At 37.3% G+C, this 24314-nt stretch carries 23 protein-coding genes; 9 read left to right on the forward strand and 14 right to left on the reverse strand.

Annotated features, from left to right (window positions below; translation table 11 throughout):
• Nucleotides 1–20 precede the first annotated feature (20 nt).
• From atpE to FHR28_RS12970, 4 genes are all read right to left on the reverse strand, one after another.
• The gene (gene atpE, locus FHR28_RS12955) at nucleotides 21–266 is read right to left on the reverse strand and encodes a F0F1 ATP synthase subunit C (RefSeq protein ID WP_000424060.1); all 246 of its coding nucleotides are present in this window, start codon (nucleotides 264–266) and stop codon (nucleotides 21–23) included.
• Nucleotides 267–349: 83 nt separating this feature from the next.
• On the reverse strand, nucleotides 350–1225 hold the full coding sequence (atpB, locus tag FHR28_RS12960; protein ID WP_004723427.1) for a F0F1 ATP synthase subunit A: 876 nt from the start codon (nucleotides 1223–1225) through the stop codon (nucleotides 350–352).
• A 103-nt stretch (nucleotides 1226–1328) separates the two neighbouring features.
• Nucleotides 1329–1727 carry an ATP synthase subunit I gene (locus tag FHR28_RS12965; RefSeq protein ID WP_004723429.1) on the reverse strand — a complete coding sequence of 133 codons (399 nt, stop codon included), beginning with the start codon at nucleotides 1725–1727 and terminating at the stop codon, nucleotides 1329–1331.
• A gap of 171 nt (nucleotides 1728–1898) precedes the next feature.
• Nucleotides 1899–2741: a metal ABC transporter substrate-binding protein gene (locus FHR28_RS12970; protein WP_151802219.1), complete on the reverse strand. Its 843-nt coding sequence runs from the start codon at nucleotides 2739–2741 to the stop codon at nucleotides 1899–1901.
• Nucleotides 2742–2879: 138 nt separating this feature from the next.
• Here FHR28_RS12970 and FHR28_RS12975 point away from each other — a divergent pair, with 138 nt between their 5' ends.
• From FHR28_RS12975 to znuB, 3 genes are read left to right on the forward strand one after another with little or no spacing between them, the layout of a single operon-like run.
• Nucleotides 2880–3377: a transcriptional repressor gene (locus FHR28_RS12975; protein WP_004723431.1), complete on the forward strand. Its 498-nt coding sequence runs from the start codon at nucleotides 2880–2882 to the stop codon at nucleotides 3375–3377.
• Nucleotides 3350–4150, forward strand: a complete 801-nt coding sequence (gene znuC, locus FHR28_RS12980) for a zinc ABC transporter ATP-binding protein ZnuC (protein WP_096735359.1) — start codon at nucleotides 3350–3352, stop codon at nucleotides 4148–4150. Before FHR28_RS12975 ends, znuC begins: the two co-directional genes overlap by 28 nt.
• A 3-nt stretch (nucleotides 4151–4153) precedes the next feature.
• The gene (znuB, locus tag FHR28_RS12985; protein WP_056518353.1) at nucleotides 4154–4954 is read left to right on the forward strand and encodes a zinc ABC transporter permease subunit ZnuB; all 801 of its coding nucleotides are present in this window, start codon (nucleotides 4154–4156) and stop codon (nucleotides 4952–4954) included.
• 37 nt (nucleotides 4955–4991) lie between these two features.
• Here znuB and FHR28_RS12990 read toward each other — a convergent pair whose 3' ends face one another.
• Complete coding sequence (locus FHR28_RS12990) at nucleotides 4992–5612, reverse strand: LysE family translocator (RefSeq protein WP_166782819.1); 621 nt, start codon at nucleotides 5610–5612, stop codon at nucleotides 4992–4994.
• A gap of 72 nt (nucleotides 5613–5684) precedes the next feature.
• Nucleotides 5685–6305, reverse strand: coding sequence for a LysE family transporter (locus tag FHR28_RS12995; protein ID WP_056518349.1), 621 nt, complete (start codon nucleotides 6303–6305; stop codon nucleotides 5685–5687).
• 162 nt (nucleotides 6306–6467) lie between these two features.
• Between FHR28_RS12995 and FHR28_RS13000 the strand changes: the two genes are divergently transcribed.
• A complete protein-coding gene (locus FHR28_RS13000; RefSeq protein ID WP_151956322.1) occupies nucleotides 6468–7388 on the forward strand; it encodes a Dyp-type peroxidase in 921 nt (306 codons plus the stop codon).
• A gap of 142 nt (nucleotides 7389–7530) precedes the next feature.
• Here the strand turns inward: FHR28_RS13000 and FHR28_RS13005 are convergent, their stop codons facing one another.
• The 6 genes from FHR28_RS13005 to FHR28_RS13030 form a co-directional block, all read right to left on the reverse strand.
• Entirely contained in the window at nucleotides 7531–8148 is a 618-nt protein-coding gene (locus FHR28_RS13005) for a hypothetical protein (protein ID WP_171501842.1), read from the reverse strand.
• Entirely contained in the window at nucleotides 8145–10499 is a 2355-nt protein-coding gene (locus tag FHR28_RS13010) for a hypothetical protein (protein WP_166782820.1), read from the reverse strand. The genes FHR28_RS13005 and FHR28_RS13010 overlap by 4 nt, the downstream gene beginning before the upstream one ends.
• 4 nt (nucleotides 10500–10503) lie before the next feature.
• Nucleotides 10504–11130, reverse strand: a complete 627-nt coding sequence (locus tag FHR28_RS13015) for a hypothetical protein (RefSeq protein WP_166782821.1) — start codon at nucleotides 11128–11130, stop codon at nucleotides 10504–10506.
• Nucleotides 11117–14428: a type VI secretion system Vgr family protein gene (locus FHR28_RS13020; protein ID WP_166782822.1), complete on the reverse strand. Its 3312-nt coding sequence runs from the start codon at nucleotides 14426–14428 to the stop codon at nucleotides 11117–11119. Before FHR28_RS13020 ends, FHR28_RS13015 begins: the two co-directional genes overlap by 14 nt.
• Before the next feature lie 169 nt (nucleotides 14429–14597).
• Nucleotides 14598–15326 (reverse strand): RND transporter, encoded by a 729-nt coding sequence (locus FHR28_RS13025; RefSeq protein ID WP_166782823.1) that lies wholly within the window; start codon nucleotides 15324–15326, stop codon nucleotides 14598–14600.
• Nucleotides 15327–15574: 248 nt separating this feature from the next.
• Nucleotides 15575–17272, reverse strand: a complete 1698-nt coding sequence (locus FHR28_RS13030) for an NAD-dependent malic enzyme (protein ID WP_166782824.1) — start codon at nucleotides 17270–17272, stop codon at nucleotides 15575–15577.
• A 324-nt stretch (nucleotides 17273–17596) separates the two neighbouring features.
• Here FHR28_RS13030 and FHR28_RS13035 point away from each other — a divergent pair, with 324 nt between their 5' ends.
• Complete coding sequence (locus tag FHR28_RS13035; protein WP_154129786.1) at nucleotides 17597–18193, forward strand: hypothetical protein; 597 nt, start codon at nucleotides 17597–17599, stop codon at nucleotides 18191–18193.
• A 5-nt stretch (nucleotides 18194–18198) separates the two neighbouring features.
• On the opposite strand, the gene FHR28_RS13040 is transcribed toward FHR28_RS13035, so the two are convergent.
• Nucleotides 18199–18468: a DUF2798 domain-containing protein gene (locus tag FHR28_RS13040; protein ID WP_004723447.1), complete on the reverse strand. Its 270-nt coding sequence runs from the start codon at nucleotides 18466–18468 to the stop codon at nucleotides 18199–18201.
• Between the two features lie 58 nt (nucleotides 18469–18526).
• Entirely contained in the window at nucleotides 18527–18946 is a 420-nt protein-coding gene (locus FHR28_RS13045; protein ID WP_166782825.1) for a hypothetical protein, read from the reverse strand.
• Nucleotides 18947–19140: 194 nt separating this feature from the next.
• On the opposite strand from FHR28_RS13045, the gene argS reads away from it, so the two are divergent.
• The 4 genes from argS to creC all read left to right on the forward strand — a co-directional run bounded on the left by argS (nucleotide 19141) and on the right by creC (nucleotide 24302).
• Nucleotides 19141–20931: an arginine--tRNA ligase gene (argS, locus tag FHR28_RS13050; RefSeq protein ID WP_004823680.1), complete on the forward strand. Its 1791-nt coding sequence runs from the start codon at nucleotides 19141–19143 to the stop codon at nucleotides 20929–20931.
• A gap of 145 nt (nucleotides 20932–21076) precedes the next feature.
• Entirely contained in the window at nucleotides 21077–21670 is a 594-nt protein-coding gene (locus tag FHR28_RS13055) for an SPOR domain-containing protein (protein ID WP_004723450.1), read from the forward strand.
• A gap of 445 nt (nucleotides 21671–22115) precedes the next feature.
• Entirely contained in the window at nucleotides 22116–22835 is a 720-nt protein-coding gene (gene creB / locus FHR28_RS13060) for a two-component system response regulator CreB (RefSeq protein ID WP_166782826.1), read from the forward strand.
• Nucleotides 22836–22838: 3 nt separating this feature from the next.
• On the forward strand, nucleotides 22839–24302 hold the full coding sequence (gene creC / locus FHR28_RS13065) for a two-component system sensor histidine kinase CreC (RefSeq protein WP_105714217.1): 1464 nt from the start codon (nucleotides 22839–22841) through the stop codon (nucleotides 24300–24302).
• Nucleotides 24303–24314: the final 12 nt, after the last annotated feature.

Genomic DNA, 24314 nt, shown 5'->3' on the forward strand with positions numbered 1-24314 from the left:
GAATTTCGGAATTAAGCTGATTAACCTACAAATGGATTAGCGAAGATGAAGAACAAGCCAATACCAACACCGATCATAGGCACAGCATCAAGAAGACCTGCGATTAAGAACATACGAGTTTGAAGTTGTGGAGCCAATTCTGGTTGACGAGCAACAGCTTCAAGGAAACGGCCGCCTAAAAGACCAAAACCAATCGCAGTACCTAAAGCACCAAAAGCGATCAAGATAGCAGATGCAATTGCAACTAGACCTAAAGTGAGTTCCATGATAATTCCTCAGAGGTTAGGTTTATACCAAATTAAAGTAAAAAAATTATACCTAACCACCGGATGACAGTTAGGCAATACCATTAATGTTTTTCGCTTGCCATGCTCAAGTATACGATTGTTAGCATCATGAAAATGAAGGCTTGCAATGTAATAACAAGAATGTGGAAGATAGCCCAAGGCACAGACAACGCCCACTGGATCCAGAAAGGTAACAACGCGATAAGAATGAAGATTAACTCACCCGCATACATGTTACCGAATAATCGGAGTGCCAATGAAATTGGACGTGCAAGGAATGTTACTAATTCTAGAATTAAGTTCACTGGAATCAATAACGCTTTTGCAACTGGGTTACTTGGATTAAATGGGTTAAGTGCCAATTCACCAACGAAACCGCCGATGCCTTTTTCACGAATACTATAGAACAAGATCAACGCAAATACAGACAAAGACATACCAAGGGTAATGTTAGGGTCTGTAGATGGAACAACCTTGAAGTAAACGTGGTGAGGGTCCATACCAAATACGTTTGCACCAATCAATTGAGCTGTATACGGAATCCAGTCAACAGGAATTAAGTCCATCGCATTCATGAGGAAAATCCACACGAAAATGGTCAAGGCTAAAGGCGCAATTAAACGTGATTTACCATGAAACGTATCACGAACACTTGAGTCAACAAACTCGATAATCATTTCGATTGCAGACTGGAACTTGGTAGGAACACCAGAGTTTGCAGCTTTCGCTACGCACCAGAATATCAAACAGAAAATCACACCAAGGCCAATTGACCAACCCATTGAATCCAAGTGGATAGCAGTGAACCCCATCTGTTGAGCTTCTGCACCACTTTCAGCCAATTTCCAAGTACCATCTGGCATTTTGCCATAGGTCATATTGGTCAAGTGATGCTTGATATACTCGGTCGAAGTCAGGGCATGTTCTTCAGCAGCCATAAATCACACCTGGTCAATGTCAAATAATAAATAGAGTTAACGAATATCGCGTGCTGCATGATATCTCGTTAATCCCCAAAAAAATTTTCAATTTCTGCTGCGCTTATACTCGTTTTTGTTGTCGTGCTACCCAAAAAGGTGCAATCCACGACATCGCTTGAACGAGAATAAAACCACAAAACAATGCCACCGGAGATAACGGTTTGACATTGCATAAAATTAAAATGAAACCAACGATCACAATTGCAAATTTGCCCATTAAGCCTCTATACATGTTCGAAAGAACCTGTTTTGAAGCACGCGCCCCTGCTGCTCGAAACGACTGCCAAGAAAAATAACAACTGGCAAGCCAACATATCAGTGCACCTAACGCTGCACTCAGAGCCGCAGTCGAGTCTTTCAAGACCCACGCTACCAAGGCTGAAACAGGAATCATAAACGCTTGCAAATAGACCAAAGCTTTTGCTAATCGTCGGTCAATCAAGCGACTAGTTTGGCTCATTTTTTATCCACTCACAGCATAAATGCTTGACAAGTTTAGCTGATGATCGTTTTTAATCGCAGGCATTATAGAGTTACACCCCTGAACATGCAATCTTTTCCCGACCTTAGTCGTGTTTTTTTCGATATACAGGTTGCTTTGCATATGAACAATTGTTGATTAATTTTTGCATCATTTCCGTGCATTAAGTACGCAAGCTTGTGTTTGTTGAGCCAAAGTCTGCCATGCAACCACAAAATCTTGTTGTTTAGCCAAAGTTTCGTCTACCGCTTGAAATGAAATTTCACCCAATTTTCGGTACTGACTTGGACTTGCGCTACCTTCTGCCAGCAAGCACATTTTTTTGTAAGGTCTCGTGTCATTTAAAAACTTGATTTGAGTCACAGTCGGCGCAACATGCGGATCATCTGTCATCGCACCTGCAAATTTTAAGTTTAATGAACGCTCTAAATATTGGTAAGCATCATGATAAGCCCAGTATGGACGTGCGCTACCTGCACTGATACTTTTCTGTGAAACGCGCAGCATTTCACTGGCAAACTTCTTCGCATTATTCCAATATGCTGCTTTATTTTCTGGATGTTGTTGTGAACGTAAGGCTGCAATAAAGAAACCGATACGTACAGCATTATTTGGATCTAACCACACATGTGTATCAATCGTATCTTTCAGTGCAACACCTTTTGGACTTCTTAAAGGAAGTGCTTGGATAATGCCTGAATTGAGTATTGAAATCGCCTTTGGATTGTCACCTAAAACCTTTTCCAAAGGCGCTTCATGTTCTTTTCCCAGCCAAATCACCAATGAAGCGTCCATAATCGTTTTGCGATTATCTGGTGTAAGTTGCACATCATGCCCCGTTTGATTTCCCAAAAGCAAAACAGGCTCTTCTATGCCTTCAGTTATTTCTTTTGCAATCAAATAAATAGGATGAGTTGATACCACTAAAGGCGCTTGAGCCCAAGTGACACTAATAAATAATGCACATAAGCAAAAGGCGATAATGCGATTCATGGGAGTGTATTACCAAAAAAAATTTATGTTATAGTATAACAGAAGTTAAAAAATACCTACGCCATTCGTAAGTTGATAGAGCTTCATGTTAATATTTGCGATTCTCTTCCATTCAAATAACAAGTTTTGAGGTCTGATATGAGCTTATGTTCACACGAGCAGCATGATACTTTGCATGGTGTACACGATCATCTCAATGTAGAAGCTCGTTTATCAGAAGCAGAAAGCCTTTGTGCAACCTCAGGTGCCCGCCTTACCCCTTTGCGTAAAGAAGTACTTGAATTAATTTTGAATGCCTCAGGTCCTGTAGGTGCTTATGATCTTTTAGCCAAGATGAAAGGTGCTGCAGAACGTCCAGCTGCACCGCCTACCGTGTATAGAACCTTAGATTTTCTCTTAGAAAAAGGTTTTATTCATCGTTTAACCTCTATTAATGCTTATATCCCTTGTTGTCACCCACGTGAAGGACATCAAGCCGCATTTTTAATTTGCACTGAATGTCATACAGTGAAAGAAGCTTCAGCAAAAGGTTTGATTCAAGAATTAAACCACTTAGCCGCGTCAGATCACTTCAATGCACATCACAGTATTATTGAGATTTCAGGAATATGTCAGCAGTGCTCGAACAAAGCGTAAACTCCCCTCTCGTTCAACTGCAACAAATTAATGTCCGAATTGATGATCGTGACATTCTAAAAAATATAGATTTTTCATTACAAGAAAAAGAAATTGTCACGCTTATTGGTCCCAATGGCGCAGGCAAATCAACCCTGATCAAAGTATTATTGGGTATTTTAAAACCCAATGCGGGCAAAATTATCAGCTCAAAAAAAATTAAACTGGCATATGTACCACAAAAATTTAATCCCTCTCATAGTCTGCCTTTAAGAGTTAAAGATCTACTGAATCTTGAGAAATGTGATAAGGCCATTAAAGCTGAAATCATTCGAGATACAGGTATTGCCAAATTAGAGTACGCCAAAGTACAACAACTTTCAGGTGGTGAACGTCAGCGGGTTTTATTGGCGCGTGCTTTATTACGCCAACCCGATATTTTGGTTTTAGATGAACCTATGCAAGGTTTAGATATCCAATCTGAAGCTGAACTGTATGAATATGTGCGTAGCCTGCCACAACGTTATGGTTGCGCCATTTTAATTGTGTCTCATGATTTACAATGGGTAATGCAAGGCACTCAGCGAGTTGTCTGTTTAAATAAGCACATTTGCTGTAGTGGTTTACCTGACAGTATTCAGCAGCATCCAGAGTATCAGGCTTTGTTTGGCGACACATTTGGAAAATACCACGCTTTTTATCAACACCATCATGACCATTGTGCACATGGTGACTCCGCCAAAACTTGTGAACATGGCCCACATCCACACATTCACCCAGAACCGGAAGCTTAAACCATGATGGAATGGTTAGAATTACTGTTACCTGCATGGATTATGGGAACACTTTTAGTGTTTCTAACAGCGCCACTAGGTTGTTTGATGCTATGGCGCAGAATGTCTTTTTTTGCTGACACGATGGCGCATGGTACCTTGCTGGGTGTTGCGTTAGCTGCTGTTTTAACTTTACCGCTTTGGGTCGGTGTTACCTTTACTGCGATACTCTTGGTGGCTGTACTTTGGGTTTTACATGACCCTCGTTTACCCAATGACGCCTTACTTGCATTATGTGCTGCGACCTTACTCTGTTCAGGTCTATTGTTAATTCAACATTTACCCGCATTACGTCCTGAGTTATTAAGTTATTTATTTGGCGATTTATTAACAATTGAGTGGTCAGACCTACCGATTTTTGCAACTGTGATTATTGTTGCTTTAGCTGTCCTCTACCGTTACTGGCAAGCACAAATTCAAATTGCGATTGATCCAGATATTGCGGTAAGTGAAGGCGTAAACGCCAAATGGCAGCGCTTAATTTTTATGTTGTTATTGGCTTTATTCACCGTACTCGCTTTACGTGCCGTTGGTTCGTTATTGATGGGTGCGTTATTGGTTATTCCAGCACTGGCTTCACGTCTTATTTCGCACTCACCGAAACAAATGGTGATTGGGGCATTTGTGATTGCTCAAATTGGTGTGACTGTGGGGTTATGGTCAAGTGCAGCTCTGAACATCTCTACAGGTCTGAGCATCGTATTAACCATGTCTTTGCTGTTTGCTGTGATTTTCTGTGTAATGAAAGTAAGAAAGATGGCTTGATGAATCAATCATTTCCATCTTTAGCCGCACTCAATATTTAAACTATGCTTTTTAACAAAACATATAAACCATATACAGCAATGACAATCAGAATTAATCCGCAAAGCCCTAATATTTTTGGATAAATTTGACTTTTAGAAAGCTTATTAAACGACAGATAAACCAAAGATAACGTGAGAAAATCTAAAATAATCCATGTCACGACTAAGATGACTAGACTGGTATTTATATCAGCATGAATATGAATAAACTGCGGAAAAAATGATGAAAAGAAAATGATATCTTTAGGATTTGAGATACCCACTAAAAAGCCTTTGCTTAGCCCACCATCCACAGGCGACAACATCGTATTGAGTTGATGCTCCTGCTGGGATAATACTTCTTTTAGAATTCCATAACCTAGATAGGCAATATAAAGACATCCTAAAACTTTAATGATCAAGAAGAGAGTTTCATTGACACTAAACATGCCTTTTAAAATTAAAATAGAGGCTGTGATAAGTACCAAAGAAGCCAAATTTGTCCCAATAATGGTCAGTAAAGACTGTCGGTAGCCACCTTTTAAACCTGCACTTGCAACCAAGATCATGACTGGACCAGGCGTTGCAATCATGATAATCACACTAATGGCATACAGATAAAATTCTAAATAATTCAAAGTAACCTCGAAACAATGGCTTATTTATAGGGTCAAATCTCTAATATATGACTCAGTTAATCGCCTATGTTGTTATTGGTGAACCAGGCTTAATAAGCCAGCAGCACAACTAAACAAGACAGCAAAGGTACGGTTCATATATTTTTGTTGTTTTGGTGATTTTAATAGTCTTAACACTTTGGCTGCCAATCCCGTATAACCAGCCATGACTATCAAATCAATCGTGATCATGGTCGCTGCCATAATCACATACTGAATCCATTGTGGTTTAGACAAGTCTAGAAACTGTGGCAAAACAGCAAGTAAAAAGACGATGGCTTTTGGATTACTGATATTGACAATAAAGCCATATAAGATCAGCTTGGGAATAGATTTTGTCGGTTGCTCAGTTGGGATATCTATCGACTGTGTTTTCGTTGTCCATTGTATGTAGGCTAAATATAATAAATATAAAACCCCAAACCATTTCACTACGAAAAACGCCAGCGGTGTGGTTGCAAACAATACCCCAACCCCTGCTGCGACAATCGCAATTTGAACCAACAACGCCAGTTGTAAACCGATTGCATTCCAATAACCACGGCGAAAACCATAATTTAGACCGCTCGACATAGATGCGATCGCACCCGCACCAGGTGAAATACTGATCACCCAGCACGCCAACATATAAGCAAACCAGACTTGATACGACATAACAAAAGGATAGAAAACTTTTAACACGCTATTATAGCGGTTTTAAAACGATACATTTCGATTAATTTAATTGGTAAAAAGTATAAGACTTTACTATTCAGCTGTTGCTTGATCATGCACAATAAGAGGATTGATAAATAAAAATTGAGGAGCCATCACCATATGACAGCCCAATCTGTAATTCTACCTTTACCTTCTAATCATGCTCGTTTCATTGTTTTAAATTTAAAAAATCTGTCTATTGATGGTTTAAAAGAACAACTCAATGCGTTGTTAAATACACGTGATCGTTTAATTACCCAACACCCTGATGCTGAAATTAAAACATCTATTGCTTTTGGTCCTGAACTTTGGGCAAAACTTTATCACACAACTCCTGAAGGGTTTAAGCAGTTAGAACCGATTCAAGGCGCATTTGAGATGCCAGTGGTTCCTGCTGATGTTCTGATTCATATTGCGTCTGCACGTACAGATATTTGCTTTGCGCTTAGCCAATCCTTTTTTGATGGCATCCAAAATCAAGTTGAGGTTCTGGATGAACGGGTATGCTTCCGTTATCTTGATGGTCGTGACCTGACTGGTTTTATTGATGGTACTGAAAATCCTCAATTCCCTGATGATCGTGCGGAGACTGCGTTATTAGGTGAAGATTCAGGTATTTTTGAAGATGGTTCTTTTATTTTTGCACAACGTTATGTACATGAACTTGAAAAGTGGAAACGTTTAAAAGTTGATGCACAGGAAAATGTGATTGGTCGTTCTAAATTAGAAAGTATAGAGATGGACGATGAACACAAACCTGAAAATGCCCATATTGCTCGTGTTGTCATTGAAGATAATGAAGGTGAAGAATTAGAAATCCTACGCCACTCTCTTCCTTATGGCGATGGTCAAGGTGAGCAAGGTCTATTTTTTATTGCCTATACCAAAGACTTAACCCGTATTGATCGTATGTTAGTCAATATGTTTGGTACTCAAGGCGATGGGATTCATGACCGTTTGCTGCACTTTGTAACACCTATCGATGGTGCTTATTTCTTTGCACCGAATGAAGAAGTGTTGGAAGAGATTTTGGAAGATTGATAAATACTCATGAACAAGCAGCTTTATGAAGCTACTTGTTCATGAAAATAAAATTTTTTACGTTTATCGTATTTTTAATTAGATAGAAAGTACTTTAAAGATTCTCGCTTTTAAATGAGCTTTAATAAAAAATTAAAAGTAATTAACTTATCTTCTTAAAATATACCTTTTTACCTTCAGAACATACTCCATAGAAAATCCCATAGAAACCTTCTTTTACTGAAGGATTAGCCATATAGCTGTCACATTCCAAAAATAAATTCCCTGCTGTCTTCTTAAAAACTATTTTTTGCTTTTGATAATATGGAGCACCTTCATAATTATCATTTAAATAATACAATCCTAGTTTAGAATTTCTGGATTCAGCTTGCTTGCTCGCATAGCCATTCTTTATAAAATCAATCCCACCCAGAGTCAGGTTAATTTTATCAAAATTTAAACTTAGCTCACTGTTATCATTTCTATCAACTTTAGCTTTAGCCCATCCAACTTGAACATCTTCACTATAAATATTCTTATAGTATAAATAAAAGTCCCCATTACTCTCTTTTATATAAAACTCATCATGAGCTGGTTCAAGTTTTTTAAATAGATAATTATTTATCTTTTTTGTCGGTGTTAAATTCTGACATTTTCCAGATTTTTCACAGATTCGATATGAATAGTATAGTTCAGTATTACTTGGCTTAGGCGGATTAGCTTCAGTTGTACATGCAAACATCAAAATTATTACAAATAAAAAAAACAATCTATTCATCATTGAGTAATCTCTATATGCATAGCACCTTCTCCTGGCACATCTGCTGAAATAAAACCGGAAATAATTCCATCACTTAAAGCTTTCTCACAAGCAGCTTTAAACCTTTTCCCTACACTATTCAAAGTATTTCCTGTTCCAAAACCATTACTGTTCATGCCTAAATCAATAATATTATTTTTTCTATATTGCTCTTCCGAAACACAATGTTTCGAAACTCTCTGCCCTTTATTTTGGAACTCAACAATTTTTTCAACCATTTTTTGGATAGTCGCCTCTTTTCCAAGCCCCTTAGCAATACAGTCTGCTTTAACTTGTTTTACAGCCTCTCCAGGTCCAGCATATCTCGTTGCTTTAATATACATTGCTTCTGCTTGAGCTCTTGGGCTCCTTATTGTACTTGTAATAAAAAGTCTATTCATATTTGCTTCTTTAGCTAGATAAGCTAACACATTTTTCGTTTTCTGGCTTACGATAACTTGTCTTGCTTGCTCCTTAACACCGTTAAAACTTATTGTTACATCGGATACACTCGGGATAGCAGGTCTATCTAATTTCAGCTCAAAAGCTTTCATTCCTCTGCTAATTTCCCCATCAAAAACAACAAACTCCTTTCCAGCACTAGTAGCTGTAATTTTTATCTTTTGACCAATTTCCCCTTTATGTATTTTTTTCCCTAGACCATTCATGCCACTTGAATGCCCCTTTTTCTTACCTTTATATTCAATCGAATAATTACCACCACTAAATAATTGATTAGTTTTTTGATCATATGTATACACTGTAAATTCAGCTTCACCATTATCATTAACTAAAGTTTTTGGATGACCATCACCACTCGTTGATTGTTTTTGATCTCTTTTAGGTGTTTGATCTATACCTGACTGTTGTTTAGGGACTGGTATAGATTGAGTTGTATTACTTTTTTGTGGAGTATTTTCACTCACATCTGTTTTTAACTTTTTAGATGCTGATTCAATAACACCTTGTTCAATATAAATTTCCCTTTGTGTTTTATTCTTATCTACTTTTACAGCACCAATATTAGTACCATCTCTTAATTTATAATTTAATTCAAACCCAGGCATCGCCTTAACTGTAATTTTACCATTACTATTGGTAACTTTAGTTTTAGTTTGCCCTCTATAAGTCTGTACCAAATTTAAACTACTTATAGGCTTCTTTGAACTGTTATTATGATAAAAAATAATATCAAACGAATGTAAATCTATTTTTACTACTTGCTCTTTCACTCCTTGTGAAACAGTAAAAGATTTAAGAACTTGACGAGTGTCCTTCCCACTTATTTCAACAGAAATTTTTTCCCCTGAAGTAGCAATTATATTTTTTTCAATGCCATCTGTTCCAACTGAATGCTTTTTATCACTTCCTTTATATTTTAAAAAATATGAAAAATTGGGTAGTGCTTTATTTTCACTATCTACTATTTTAATATCAAACTTAACATCTGATGTATTACCATTCATTTGCTCTTGATCTACTTTTTTTTCATTATTTTGAGTATTTGTCGTACTTGATGGTTGTTGAACTATTGGAGATGGTGTTTGATTATGTATATCTGTTTTTGATTTAACTCCTCCTTTTCCGTTATTTACCACAATAACTGAAGCATAATTTCTACCATCTCCCAACAAAGATATTTCTTTATTATTCTTATCTTTTACCAAAACACCATTAACCTTAAATCTAGCACCCATATAGTTACAAACCTTAAGCTTTTTTATCCTGCCCTTTTGGTCTGTAATCAAATCCTTGAATAATGGCACTGGTTTTTTATCATTATATACTACATCAACTGTTGCGCCAGCTAATGGATTTCCAGCATTATCAACAAATGAAACATCAAATATTGAGGTTATTACCTTATACCAACGCATATCATCTTTTTCGGTCCCTGGTATTTGAACTTGTTGAGTAGGATTAGATTTACTCACCACAAAAGGAGGGACTAAAGAAGGATAATTAGATGGATCAGATTTATGCAATTCTGCTTGAGCCTTAGGGCTATAATAATATACAACTCCACCTGTAAAATCAGGCTCTGTTCCATTAAATATTGGTTCTACTGCTCTAATTAAACTCATTAATTTAGGTGAAATATCACCAGAATCCAAAGCTTTTTTTGCTCTTTTATAGGGTGGATTTTTTTGAGTGTACGCATCGTATCCTGTTTTCGTAACGATTTGTATGATATTACTCCATGATTTCCAGTTTGCAAAACCAATTCTATTTCTGATTGTATGTGCAATAACTTTCCATGAAGTTTCACCGCAATTTTCAGCTTCACCATTAATAGTTGCAACAAATATTTTAAAGTCTTCGCTATAATTCATTTTATTACTCACAAGTTTTCTTAATTATTTTGTTAAAATATAAACTATCACCATTTTTATCTACATCCGCCAACATTGCTACCAAATGTAATTGTCCTTTATCATCAAAATACGATTTTTCTTGAAAAGAGTTATATACAGCAACATCTACTGGAACATTATTAAATTCTTTATTTTTCAAATTAACTATTGTTTTTTTATTTTTACTAAATAGTTTTCTAGCATATATAACATTATTTTTAGAATCACTTTCAATTAAACAGTTATTTTTTTTATCTAAAGCAATAAACTCTTTAGTTTGGTCTTCTTGCATTTTACTTATGAAAAAGTGATATTGACATGGTGAACCACAACTACCATAAGCATGAAAAATATTTTCATTTACTTTATCAACCTGAGGGTATCTCATATTTTTTAAGATAAAATTGGTTTTATTATCAGAGTTTTTTACAATATCACAATACTCTTGATCATGACCTTTACATTTCAATTCAACATTAAATATATCTTTTGCATAGATATTTGAACCAATAATAGCTCCACAAAATGTAAGAACTAGAATGATTAAATTTTTAATATGAAATAGAAAAAAATGTATTATCTTCATTTGCAAAATTTCAATCATGTTCATGCTCTTCTCCACAACCACATCCAGTAATTTCTTCTTCATCCAAAGACTCTATTTCTTGTTCAGAAATTAATTCTTTAATTTCTGTCAAATAAGCTCCTGGTACTAAAGCAAGCTCTACATTATCAGCAGAATCACTGTAAACACGTGCACTACTTTCTTGCTCAAACTCATATTCTGCTTCAATTTTCTTTGAATGGTTGATTAATTTATATTTCATATTCTTCAATATATTAGTATCAAATATTTGACTCAAATCAAATCTCATACTATACATCCCACTCTCAGGCAGTTTCGGCAATTCAGCATTCACTGTTGCCCCACTGGTAAACAACTGTTGCCCCGACTTCACTTCAAACTTTCCACCAGTTTTAATAAAGACACCACTACCATTGATAACCAACTGAGTACCACCTGCTTTTAAGTCAATTTCTTTAGAACTGGTCAGCTCAATCTTATCTTCAGTCGCGATCAGTTTAATCACTTTCTTGGCAATGATTTCAATCAAATCATCTTGCGCCTGAACTTTGATCGGACCCTTTGCAGCAAAAGCACTTAAACCTTTCTGAGCTGCAAACAAGCTGATCTTATCTTGTGCATGACCGACAATATTCTTCTGTGCACTCAAATTAATTGAGCCTTGCGCACTTTCAGCAATATCTTGTGAAGCTTGTAAGACAATATCTTCTGGGGTTGTCAGTGCAATCCCATTGGGTGAAGCCAGTAACATCAATGCCTGACGAAAGATCTTACCTTGCTCTTGTTTGGCACTATCACCACTATTTTCTAAGTCTTTTGTATAACTCTCCATAAAGCCCTGTAAGGAGCCTAAAGCCTGCATCGGATTCACATCCAATTTACTGCCTTTATTAAAAGTTCCACAAACACTGGTTAAATCAAAATCCTTAATTTCAACATTGGCAATTACCTTACCCACGTCTTTTAAAGCACTTAACGGTTCTGTATCAAATTTGTCTTTTAAACTGGTTAATTTTCCTTTTAAAACATCCGAACCATGTTCTTCAATATTTTCAATAAAACTCTTTAAGTTCTCAATCGACTCTTTGGAATCATTAAAAAAGTCTTTAAATTCGTCTACAATATTCTTGGTATCTTTACCAAATTTCTGGATGTCCTCAATAAAATCACCACTGTTTTTCAGTGCTGAAATTGGATCACTCCCCACAGCATTTTTAAATAAACCCACAGTTGCCTGTAAAGCCTGATTTGCACCTTTTAGTTCTAAAGAATTAATCAGTTTCGGCAAACGATTGACAACATTCAATGCATCCGTTTGTTGTTTGACTGCTATTTCACTCAGCACTTTCATACTTTCTGCACCTTGATTTAACAAGGACTGCGCTTGTGCTGCTTCTAAGTGGTCTGCAATCGCATTTTCTTGGGCATACGTCGTGATAAGCATGCCTTTGCCTGCACGCATGGCACCATAAGCATCGGTTCTTAACTCAAAACCTTCACCACGCCCATTGCTGGTTTCCTTATCTTTCGGGTGACTTAAGTTCCCGAGATTAAGTTGTGTTGCTGCATGACTACTTTGTAGCTGCGTACTGATTTGACCTGTGGTGTCATCAAAGCGGAGTTGGTTAAAACCTGATCCACCCACTTCCGATGAGCGAATACCACTTAATTTTTTGGTATCAGGCAACTGGCCTTTGATATCAAACATGGTTTGATGACGTTCTGCTTCATGTAAACGTCCCATCACAAATGGACGGTCGACATTGCCATCAAAGAAATCAATAACTACGATTTCACCAATTCGTGGGTGGAATCTTGTGCCATAACCTTCTCCGGCCCAAGAGGTCAATACATCAACCCAAGCTGAGTCTGTATCATTGTCATTGGAGCCTGCACCACCATCATGACTATTGTCATCGGTACGGGTGAAGAGGAAACGAACTTTAATCCGCCCCCATTGATCGACATAAATCGTTTCGCCTTGCGGGCCAACCACTTTGGCACGTTGTGGAAATGCAGAAGGTCTATGTGCTAAAGGGTTATACTCAGGAACGATCGGAATTCTACGGCGCACCAAGGACAACTCATTGGCTTGACGCTGGTCTTTAATTAAATGATTCCAGTAATTTAAATTAAGCAGCTTGGATAACTGATCTTGTAACTCTTTGGGTAAGTTATTTTGATTGTAAAAAGTCTTACCTAAGATTAAGAACTCACGATCCGAACCATCATGTTGATCAATTTCAGGGTGTTCTCTTAATTCAAACCAATAGCCAACTTGCGCATCACGCACTGAACTGGTTGCGGTAAAATATTTGGACTGTAATTCTTGGTATTGTGTTAGTTGGGTATTTAATTTATCAACTTGGGCTGAACTGGAAACTGTGGTTTGGTCTTCGCCATTGAGATCACTGGTCCAAGCTGGGCTAATTGTCCAAGCCTGCTCTAAACTTAAAGTTTCATTGTCTTGTTGATCACTATGTTGGTGATTACTTAACTGGCTATCGCCCTGATCTTGTAAAAGGTTATCCGCTTGCCAACGTTGTACTTGTATTGCTGTTGATTGAATTGAGCGCTGGGCAATGAGGCTGGTGATCGTGTCAAAGCGTTCTGTTGCATGACTGCGATGGAAACGAATACTTCGTCTAGGCATTGCCTCATATTGCGTATTGTCATCAATGAGACGTAATTTCTGTGCCTGAATCTGCGTTGCCGAAATAGGCACAATTCGTACAGATTCATCAACTAACCAGTTAATACCTTCACTGCGCCACAAGCGAGTTAAAAACTCATAATCCGTTTCATTGGCTTGCATTACAAAAGGACGGATATCGTATTGTTTTTTTAAACCACTACTGTCCAGACTTAAACTGGCAGAAAATAAGGCACTTTTCGCTTGCCACTCTTTAAATAAGATTTCCGATATTTCCAGAACACTTTTGTTCATAAAAACACGGCTATTACGACGCTTATGCCAAAGACTAGTTGCATCTTCAAGCGTTAATTTATAAACGCTTAACGCCCCATCACTCTGCCCTTGGCTTGCCCCTGTCACAATTCCAGTGGTTCGGTACAATTCACCAAAATCGGTGACTTGATCAACTGCAACCTGACACCCGATAAATTGTTTTAAAGCAATATGCGCATTGGTTGAAAGGCAGAGTAATTCTGCCTTTAAGCCCTGATTAATCTGTTGTTGCCCCTGAATGCATTGCAAGAATACACTGCTGTTTAAGGCTTGATTTGAGAATTGAACGTGGATCGCTCGTGTTTGTAGTCCCAAGCCAAAGCTTTCAAGTAAGGTCGTAATATTTTTCAGCATTTTAGTTATTGATATTTAATTACAAGTATCGTCATTTTAATTAAAAACTTAGAAAAAGACACCGATAAATTGTTAAATTTTATTCCACAAGTACAATAAAAAATATTACTTAATTATGTAGAATATAAGGTTAAAATTAAATTTTAAAAGCTACCAGTGATTTTTTCATTTATTTTAGGTATTGCATTTGCATAAAACCTTCAGTGCAATCTAAAATAGAATTCTTCAAATTCTCACACTTTATCTTGTTGTTTTTTAATAACTTAAATTTAAAACTATTGCTCACTTGATGCCCTGATTTAAATCCTTTTGATGAAACACCCCAAATAGCAGGATTATTCTGTTCATATATAGACTCAATCGTATACAAATTTAAAGAATCATCTCTAATAATTCTTTTTATATAGTTTTGATCCAATAATTTATAATCATATTCACCATTAGTATTATTAGAGATGCTTGTATAATTTAGCCTTACTATTGCAACTTCTTTTGTTACCTTATTAAAAATATAAAATTTCTTTAAGACATAAAAATCACCTCTTAAGATATTTTCTGTATATTGTACAAAGCCTATAAAATTTCGATCAGAAAAATAAGGTGAAATAATATATCGATTTAGCCCTGATAGGTTATTTCCATCTAAACGATATAACTCATCACCTTTTTTCAAAATAATACTATACGATTTCTGACCTTTATCCCCCTCACTTGAAGTATTTTCTTCTGTTAAGATCGTATAGTCCTTATCTATCTTTATTGACTGCCCTAATATACTAATACTCTTATAATCTTGATAAAGGTGACGACTAGAGTCATCATAAAGAACGACACTATTTGCTAATAAAACAGTGGGTACTAATAATATTAATAGTAAAAATATTCTTCTTAAATACATAGTTTAATCACTTTAAATTTCTTAATTCCAAATTACATTCAACTTAGTATCTCAGTACTGAAGATTTTATTAAAAGTAAATAGTGAGAACCTTCTATCAACAATAATTTTCAAATCCTTATTAAGAGCATAGTAAAATCGCTCTGAATGTTATTTTTTAAAATTACATCAAAACTAAATTCGCTTGTACCATTTTATCTTAAATAAAAAAAGGGCGTATAGCCCTTTCTTTACAACATCCAAAAAACTCTAGAACGGAACGCGTTTATAGTCACGATATTCTGGTTTCCAGAAGTTCTGTTCAATACTTTCTAGCAATTGCTCATCACTGATCATCGGCGCTACACCATCTTGCATAGCAGCTTTGGCAACTTTAAATGCGATAATTTTAGATACTTGCTGCAATTCATTTAAATCAGGCAATAGGTCTGCGTGGATATCTTGCAACTTCGGTGAACAATCAGCCAAAGCTGAACTTGAAGCCATCAGCATATTGTCTGTAACACGGGTTGCTTGAACTGCTACCACACCCAAACCAATACCAGGGAAGATATAAGAGTTATTGCACTGTGAAATCTGATAAGTTTCACCATGATAATTCACAGGTGTAAATGGGCTGCCTGTCGCAATCAATGCTTTACCATCTGTCCATTGAATAATATCAGCAGGCACGGCTTCAACTCGTGAAGTCGGGTTGGATAAAGGCAATACAATCGGATATTCACAGTTTTCAGCCATCGTTTTAATGATTTCTTCTGTAAATAAACCCGGTTGACCCGATACCCCAATCAATACGGTTGGTTTGGCATTTTTCACAACATCAAGCAGTGAAATGATTTCCTCAGCATTGCCCCAATGTGCAACATCTTCAGGTTTCTGCGCAAGTTTACGTTGGAAATCTAATAAGTTTGGCTGATTTTCAGTGATTAAACCAAAACGATCCACCATAAATACTTTGGCACGCGCTTCAGCATCCGTCAGGCCTTCAGCAACCATCTGTGCAATAATTTGTTCTGCAATACCACAACCTGCTGAACCAGCCCCTAAGAAGGTAATTTTCTGGTCTTTGAGCTGTTTACCTGCGGCTCTACTCGCAGCAATTAAAGTACCGACACAAACTGCCGCTGTTCCTTGAATATCGTCATTAAAACAACAAATCTTATCACGGTATTTTTCAAGTAAAGGCATGGCATTTTTTTGCGCAAAATCTTCGAATTGAATCAATGCTTTTGGCCAACGACGTTTAACCGCTGCAATCACTTCATCGACAAATTCATAGTATTCATCCCCACTGACACGAGGTTGCGACCATCCCATATAAATCGGGTCATTCAATAATTGTTGATTATTGGTTCCCACATCTATGGTAATCGGCAATGTATAGGCTGGACTAATACCACCACATGCAGTGTAAAGAGACAGTTTTCCAATTGGAATGCCCATACCGCCAATACCTTGGTCGCCTAAACCAAGAATACGCTCACCATCTGTGATCACAATCACTTTGACATTTTTACGGTTTACGTTGTGAATGATTTCATCAATGTATTTACGGTCAGGATAGGAAAGAAATACTCCACGATGACGGCGATAAATATCGGAGAAACGCTGACATGCTTCACCCACTGTCGGTGTATAGATAATCGGCATCATCTCACTTAAGTGGTTTTCAATCAGGTGGTAAAAAAGCGTTTCATTGGTGTCTTGAATATTTCGTAAATAAATATGCTTATTGATCGCTTCACTGAAAGAACAGAACTGTTGATATGAACGTTGACTTTGTTCCTCAATACTTTCGATCACATGAGGAATTAAACCGTGTAAGTTAAATTGAGTTCGTTCTTCTTCTGTGAAGGCTGAACCTTTATTTAATAAAGGCAGCTCTAATAAGGCATTACCTGCATAATGAATATATAGAGGATATTTTTTCAGGGTTTCCGTTGGCATTTCCATTCTCATTGAAGCAGACTGCCTGCTTCTATCTTTTGCTAAGCTACGACTTTGGTCTGATACAAGCTTAAGCCTATTTTTGACTAAATGGGTATTTAGATACGTGATAATGATATTCAAAGTATTTTACAGAATGATAAATTATTCTCAGTTTTACTGATCAAATTCTGGTTTTTATCTAATTTCATATTTTGCCCTAAAATAATGAGCCATGATCACGCCATTAAAACTGCATATTTGTACGCAATTTTGACCAATCATTGATTTTTTTTCTGTTTAGATTTATTTTGTTTAAAATACGATGAAGCTAAACCAATAACAATGAACACAAAGATCTCTCTACTCCTTCTTAGCACAGTCATTGCATGTACTGGCTGCCAAACTGCAAAAAAAGTCTCTTCTGGTGTTTCTAAAACCACTGAAAAAGTCAAAAGCATGGTGGGCTTAGGCGAAGCCAAAGTTCCAGAAGTTGATCAGCAAGGTGTGGTTGATGTCAGTAAAGCCACCCTCGAAAAACTAGAACAAATGAAGATCAATATGCCCACTGGACAATGGGTCTATATTGAAAATGATCTTCAAGGTATTTACACCTTACAAAACAAATCCAGTGATGGAAACGTCCTATATTTGCGTTTGAATTGTAAGATTCCTTCGCAGAAGTCTGGTTTTGCGATTGAAGATAAAGATGGTAAAGAGCTGCTTAAAGCACATGATGCGCAAACCGGTCAGGTTCAATTCTTAATCGACAATAAAAACTATGGCAATCCATTTGACTTAGTCAATGCGAAAAAAATGCCGACATTTAAAACGGCACTGAGTAAAGCCAAAGTGATTAAAATCTTTAACAATTCCAAACTTTATACCTTTACAAATGGCCATGCTGAGTTACTCAGCAAGCCTGTCACATGTAAAGAGTAGATCCATTATTTAGGCATATCCACAAATACGGCGGTTAAACGTCGTACTAAGGGTAAAACAATCAAAACCACAGGATATGCCACAGCCCATGATACCATCCATGCAGCAAGCCATTTGACCCAAAATCCGTTAATCAAACCCACATTGATCAACATATTAATCAATGACACCATGCCACTCATTAAACAAGATAAGAACAACGGCATAATCCATGCTGCAAATTTTGCAGGGAGTTTTGGGATATTGCCAATAATTGTGGGAGGAGTATTTGACATATATCGCTCTAAATTTACCAACAGGACACATTTTATTCTTTTAATAGACCTGAAACAATTAATCCTTCCACATAACATCGGCCACATTTTGCCATTTGATTTGCTTGGACAAATTTAAAGGCTGATCATAGAGCTCAGATATCACATTGATTGCATCATCGAGTGAAATAATTGAATTTAAAGGGAGCCAGGTGTCATCACCAACATCAAATAACGCTAAGTTCAGATCTTCATTGCAAGACAGCCACGACTCGCCTTGTTGGGCAGTAGGGATATTTTTATCGTAACGCAAAATCAAGTGAGTCGTATCTATCCACCAAAACAATAAAATGATCTGACCTTGTTTTGGCATATCTAGCGCAAGATAACCTGAATTTGAATATTCCAAGTCTGTGGCCTGAATCTTCGCAAACAAGTGTATAACTTGCTCTTTTTCTATAATCTCATGATCGATTTGATCTAGAAAACTCACAAACATATTTTTTATCCTGTGATTAAAGCAGTGTAATCCGTCAAGTCCATTTGAAATCTAAACGCCAATACACAGTGAAATTGAGCATACCGACATTTTTCTTATCGAATAAGTTTTATTCTATACAAATGCATTCACCTAAAAGGCGCAAAATTTGCTATATTTAGCGTTTTTCTGCGACATTTATTTCTCTATAGATTATGAATACGGCCATACAAGCAGCTCTTGATCATGCAGTGCAATCCCTACAAGCTGAAGGGACTCTTCCATCTGACTGGAAAAACACGAGTGTTTTAACGCGAACTAAAGACCGAAGCCACGGTGATTTCGCATCAAACATTGCCATGATGGGCGCTAAAGTTGCTGGTATGAAACCACGTGATCTTGCAGAGAAAATTTTGGCAAATTTACCCGAAGTAGTCGATATTGCCAAAGCTGAAATTGCAGGTCCGGGTTTTATCAACTTCTTTTTAAATGCCGATCAACGCTTTACTGTGCTGGATCAAATCCAAGCCCAAAAAGAACAATTTGGTAAAACCCAAGCAAATGCAGCCAAGAAAATTCAGGTTGAATTCGTTTCTGCCAACCCAACCTCTAGCCTGCATGTAGGTCATGGTCGTGGTGCTGCATATGGTATGACTGTTGCAAACTTACTTGAAGCAACAGGTGCCAAAGTTGAACGTGAATATTATGTCAATGATGCTGGCCGTCAAATGGACATCCTCGCCACATCAACTTATTTACGTTATTTAGAATTAAGCGGCCAAACTTTAGTTTTCCCTAAAAATGCTTATCAAGGGGATTACGTTAAAGAAATCGCCCAAGGTATCATCGACAAACATGCTGATGCTTATGTACGTAGTGTGGCTGATGTTTACAAAGATGTTCCTGAAGATGTGCAATATGCTGAAGAGCTTGATGCCGATGGCAATAAAGTGGTTATTTCAGGCGATAAAGAAAAGCACATTGATGGCTTAATTCACAACTCACAAGCTTTAGTGGGTGAAGGTTATCGTGTATTCCATCAAGCAGCTTTACATGCCATTTTAGATGACATTAAAGATGACCTTGGTGAGTTTGGCGTAACGTTTAATCACTGGTTTAGTGAAGCATCTTTGGCTGAAAAAATTGATGAAGCCTTACAAACATTAGACCAACGTGGTTTTCTTTATGAAAAAGATGGCAACATTTGGTTTAAATCAACTGAATTTGGTGATGAAAAAGACCGTGTAGTCAAACGTCGTAATGGCCAAACCACGTACTTTGCCTCTGACATTGCCTATCATTTAAATAAATTACAACGTGGCTTTACTGACCTTGTTGATATTTGGGGTTCAGACCACCATGGCTATATTGCACGTGTTAAAGCTGCAATTGACGCGATGGGCTATGACTCATCTAAATTGACGGTACTTTTAGTGCAGTTCGTCAGCTTATGGCGTGGTGGTGAGATGGTACAAATGTCATCTCGTTCAGGTCAATTCGTGACATTACGCGATCTTCGTAAAGAAGTCGGCAATGATGCAGCACGTTTTTATTATGTAATGCGTAAATCTGAACAGCACATTGATTTCGATTTAGATTTAGCAGTATCTCAAAGCAAAGACAATGCTGTGTATTATATTCAATATGCACATGCTCGTATTTGCCGTATGTTAGAAAAAGCAGCAACAACAAACATTCAATTTGATACTGAAAATGCACGTCAATTTGCTGCAAAATTAGAACTTGATGCTGAAACTGAAATTTTAGCGAAACTCGCGGCTTATCCTGAAGTCCTTATTCGCGCTGCAAATAATTATGAACCACATCAAGTTGGTAATTATTTGAAAGAACTTGCTGCTTTATTCCATGGTTGGTACAACGAGAATAAAGTATTGGGTGATGATGCGGAATTAACTCAAGCCCGTTTATTGCTTTCAGCAAATATCAAACAAGTCTTACATAATGGTCTTGAATTATTGGGTGTATCTGCACCTGAAAGTATGTAAGTCAAGAATTGCTTTACATGTTCCCAAGACCAAGGTCTGGCTCAACGTAAGCATTGAAGTGTGTAATAAATCATTACTTTACATCGTGTTCAAGCAAAACTATGCTTGAACACGATCTAAGCAATACATAATAAGAGGGTTCCACGTGTTTGGAAAAACGCAACGCGGTGTTTCAGAAAGGCCAACCAAACCTAAGCAACCATTGATTCCTAAATGGTTAGGGATGCTTGTCGTCATTTTAATCGTGTTAAGTTTTGGTGTCGCACTGATGCTCTGGAAACCGTGGGCGCCCGTCCAACCCAAAAACGAAATCACGTCTGAGCATTATCAAGAAGATACCAACAAAGACTATCGTTTTTATGATCTGTTACCTCAACAACAGGTTACCCCTATTCCTGAACAAGCTGTTCCTGAAAGCAGAAATCAACAACAACCAGTAATTGTTGAAGCGCCTTCTCAATCTGAAAATGTGGATGTCGGTGTAAATGCTGAACGTACAACACCTGTTCAACCCGAATATATTCTACAAGTTCGTAGTTATGATGATCCTGATGCTGCTGATGCACGTCGTGCTGAAATTATCTTAAATGGTTTATCTGCCGATGTGGTTCAAAGCACAGAAGCTGGAAAAACTTGGTATCGTGTGATTTCAGGCCCTTATGAATCACAAAATGCAGCAGTGATTGCCCAACAAACCTTACAACATAGCGGTATTGACTCTATCGTGGTTAAACGCTGATCCAATTTTCAGGCATGGCCTGATTAATCAATCGTTAAAACAGGATGCTTTGGCATCCTGTTTTATTCTTCAAAATCGTTTTTTAACCTTATTTAGATATGCGGACAAATTGAATACTTTTTACTCAAAAGAAATATAATTCGATAAAATTTTACCCAAATTGATCAAAATTAGAGTAATCTATTTTCCGCAATACATTACCCATGTCGTTGCCGAGATATCAAAAGTCACCAATACTTTTGATTTGCTGTCCTGTGATTGGCGTGACGATCAAATCCGAAGATTACAGGGCGCTCAGAAATTCACATGGGTAAAAGCCCACACCAATAGGCATTCAGCCAATTTCAAACAATAAAACAGTTCATCTAAACTTCACTGAAAATTCATTCGCCTAAGTATTTCAATTTGAGTACACTCCTATTGAGATTATGAGTTTTTAAATGCAATGAATAATAAAAAACAGATTTTATGTGTAGAAGATGATGCTGCTATTCTTATGCCGTTACGTTACGCACTTGAACGAGAAGACTGGCAAGTCACTTGGGCCAATTCAGGCCTGCAAGCCATTGATTTTGTTCAACAGAAACCCTTTGATTTTATTATTTTAGATGTTGGATTACCTGATTTAAATGGTTTTGATGTCTGCAAAAAAATTCGTCTCTTTAATCACACACCCTTGCTATTTTTAACCGCACGAGATGATGAAATAGATCGTATTGTGGGTTTAGAAATTGGCGCAGATGACTACTGTACCAAGCCATTTAGTTCGCGTGAAATTGTGTCTCGGATTAAAGCCATTTGGCGCAGAATGGAGATACAAAATCAGTTACAGCACACCTCACAGCCAAACACACAGCTTTCTGCAACACCAGCTAAAGTCTGGCAATGCAATGATGAAGCTTTGCAAATCCATTACTTAGGCACAATACTGCAGCTGACTCGCTATGAATATCGCTTACTTAAATTATTGATTCAACGCCCTGAACAGGTGTTTAGCCGTCAACAATTGATGGATCATGTATGGGAACACCCTGAGCATAGTTTAGAAAGAACAGTCGATACCCATATCAAAAGTATTCGCAATAAACTCAAGCAGATCTCTCCTGAGCAAGACCCGATCGAAACCCATCGAGGCTTTGGCTATAGTTTAAAAAGGCAAGGCTAAACCATGTCCATTTTTATTCGTATTTGGTTCTTCTTTGGATTGATCATCTTGTTGGGTTTATGGTTTATGTCTTATACCTTCAATCAACAAGTAAAGCCCAATGTACGACAGGTCGTAGAAGATACTCTTGCGGAAAATGCCAATATTATCGCGATGTTAGTAGCTGAAGATGTCTATGAAAATAAAGTCAGTACCGTTCAGTTTGATGAAAAAATTCAAAAAGCGCTGAATCGAAAACTCAATGCCACGATCTGGAAACATAATAAAAATGAGATCAATCAACAAATCTATATTACCGACAACAAAGGTATCGTCATTTATGACTCACAAGGTATCGCTACAGGACAAGATTACTCACGATGGAATGATGTTTACCTGACCTTAAAGGGAAAATACGGCGTTCGCTCTACACGCAGCTATGAAAAGGACAGCAATAGCAGCACCATGTTTATTGCAGCGCCAATCTATTATCAAGTTGGTCAACAACAGCAATTGATTGGTGTTGTCAGTATCGGAAAACCCAATATTTCAGTACAGCCCTATATTCAGCGAGCTGAAAATCAGCTGATCCGTCAAGCCGCTTGGATTACATTACTCAGTCTGTTTCTCGCTAGTTTGGTGGCCTATTGGCTAAAACACAGCATTGACCGTGTCCGTAAATACGCACAGGCACTTGCCCCTGTCAATCAAACCCCCTATTTTCGCTCGGCAAAAGAACTCAATCAAGTTGCTCAAGCTGTTGAAAATATGCGAGAAAAACTCGAAGATCGTGCTTATGTAGAACACTATGTCAATACACTGACCCATGAACTCAAAAGTCCGCTTACCGCAATTCAAGCCAGTGCAGAACTACTCAAAGAAGATTTACCACTAAATGATCAACAACAATTTGCCACGCATATTCATGAACAAAGCCAGCGCTTACGTAGCCTGATTGATCGAATGCTCTTATTGACCCGTCTGGAAAAATCTAAACATCAAATTGAAATGCAAGATTTCAATTTATCTGAACTGATTCAACAGACTTTAGACCAGCATGCCAGTCAAATTCAAGCCAAAAAAATCCAGTGTTTACTGGATATTGAAGCCAATTGTATGCTTCGTGCAGATCGATTTTGGATTCAACAAACCCTTGCCAATATTTTAGATAATGCGCTGGATTTTTCCACAGATTCAGCAAAAATCCTGATTCGGCTTCATCGTCAAACACACCAGCAGATAGAATTACAGGTTTTTAATGAGGGCGAATGGATTCCAGATTATGCACTCACGCAAGTGTTTGATACTTATTTTTCCTTGCCTCGTCCGATTAGCCAACAACGCAGTTCTGGTATTGGACTGAGCATTGTTAAACAAGTCATTGAACAACACCATGGACAGATTCACATTGGCAATATTCAAGGAAATGAAATCACCATCTTACAACCCCACCAAAAGGGTGTATTGGTAAAAATTCAATTGCCTTAGCACGACCAAACT

The sequence above is a fragment of the Acinetobacter sp. BIGb0196 genome, from assembly GCF_011759595.1.
Lineage (GTDB): Bacteria > Pseudomonadota > Gammaproteobacteria > Pseudomonadales > Moraxellaceae > Acinetobacter > Acinetobacter guillouiae.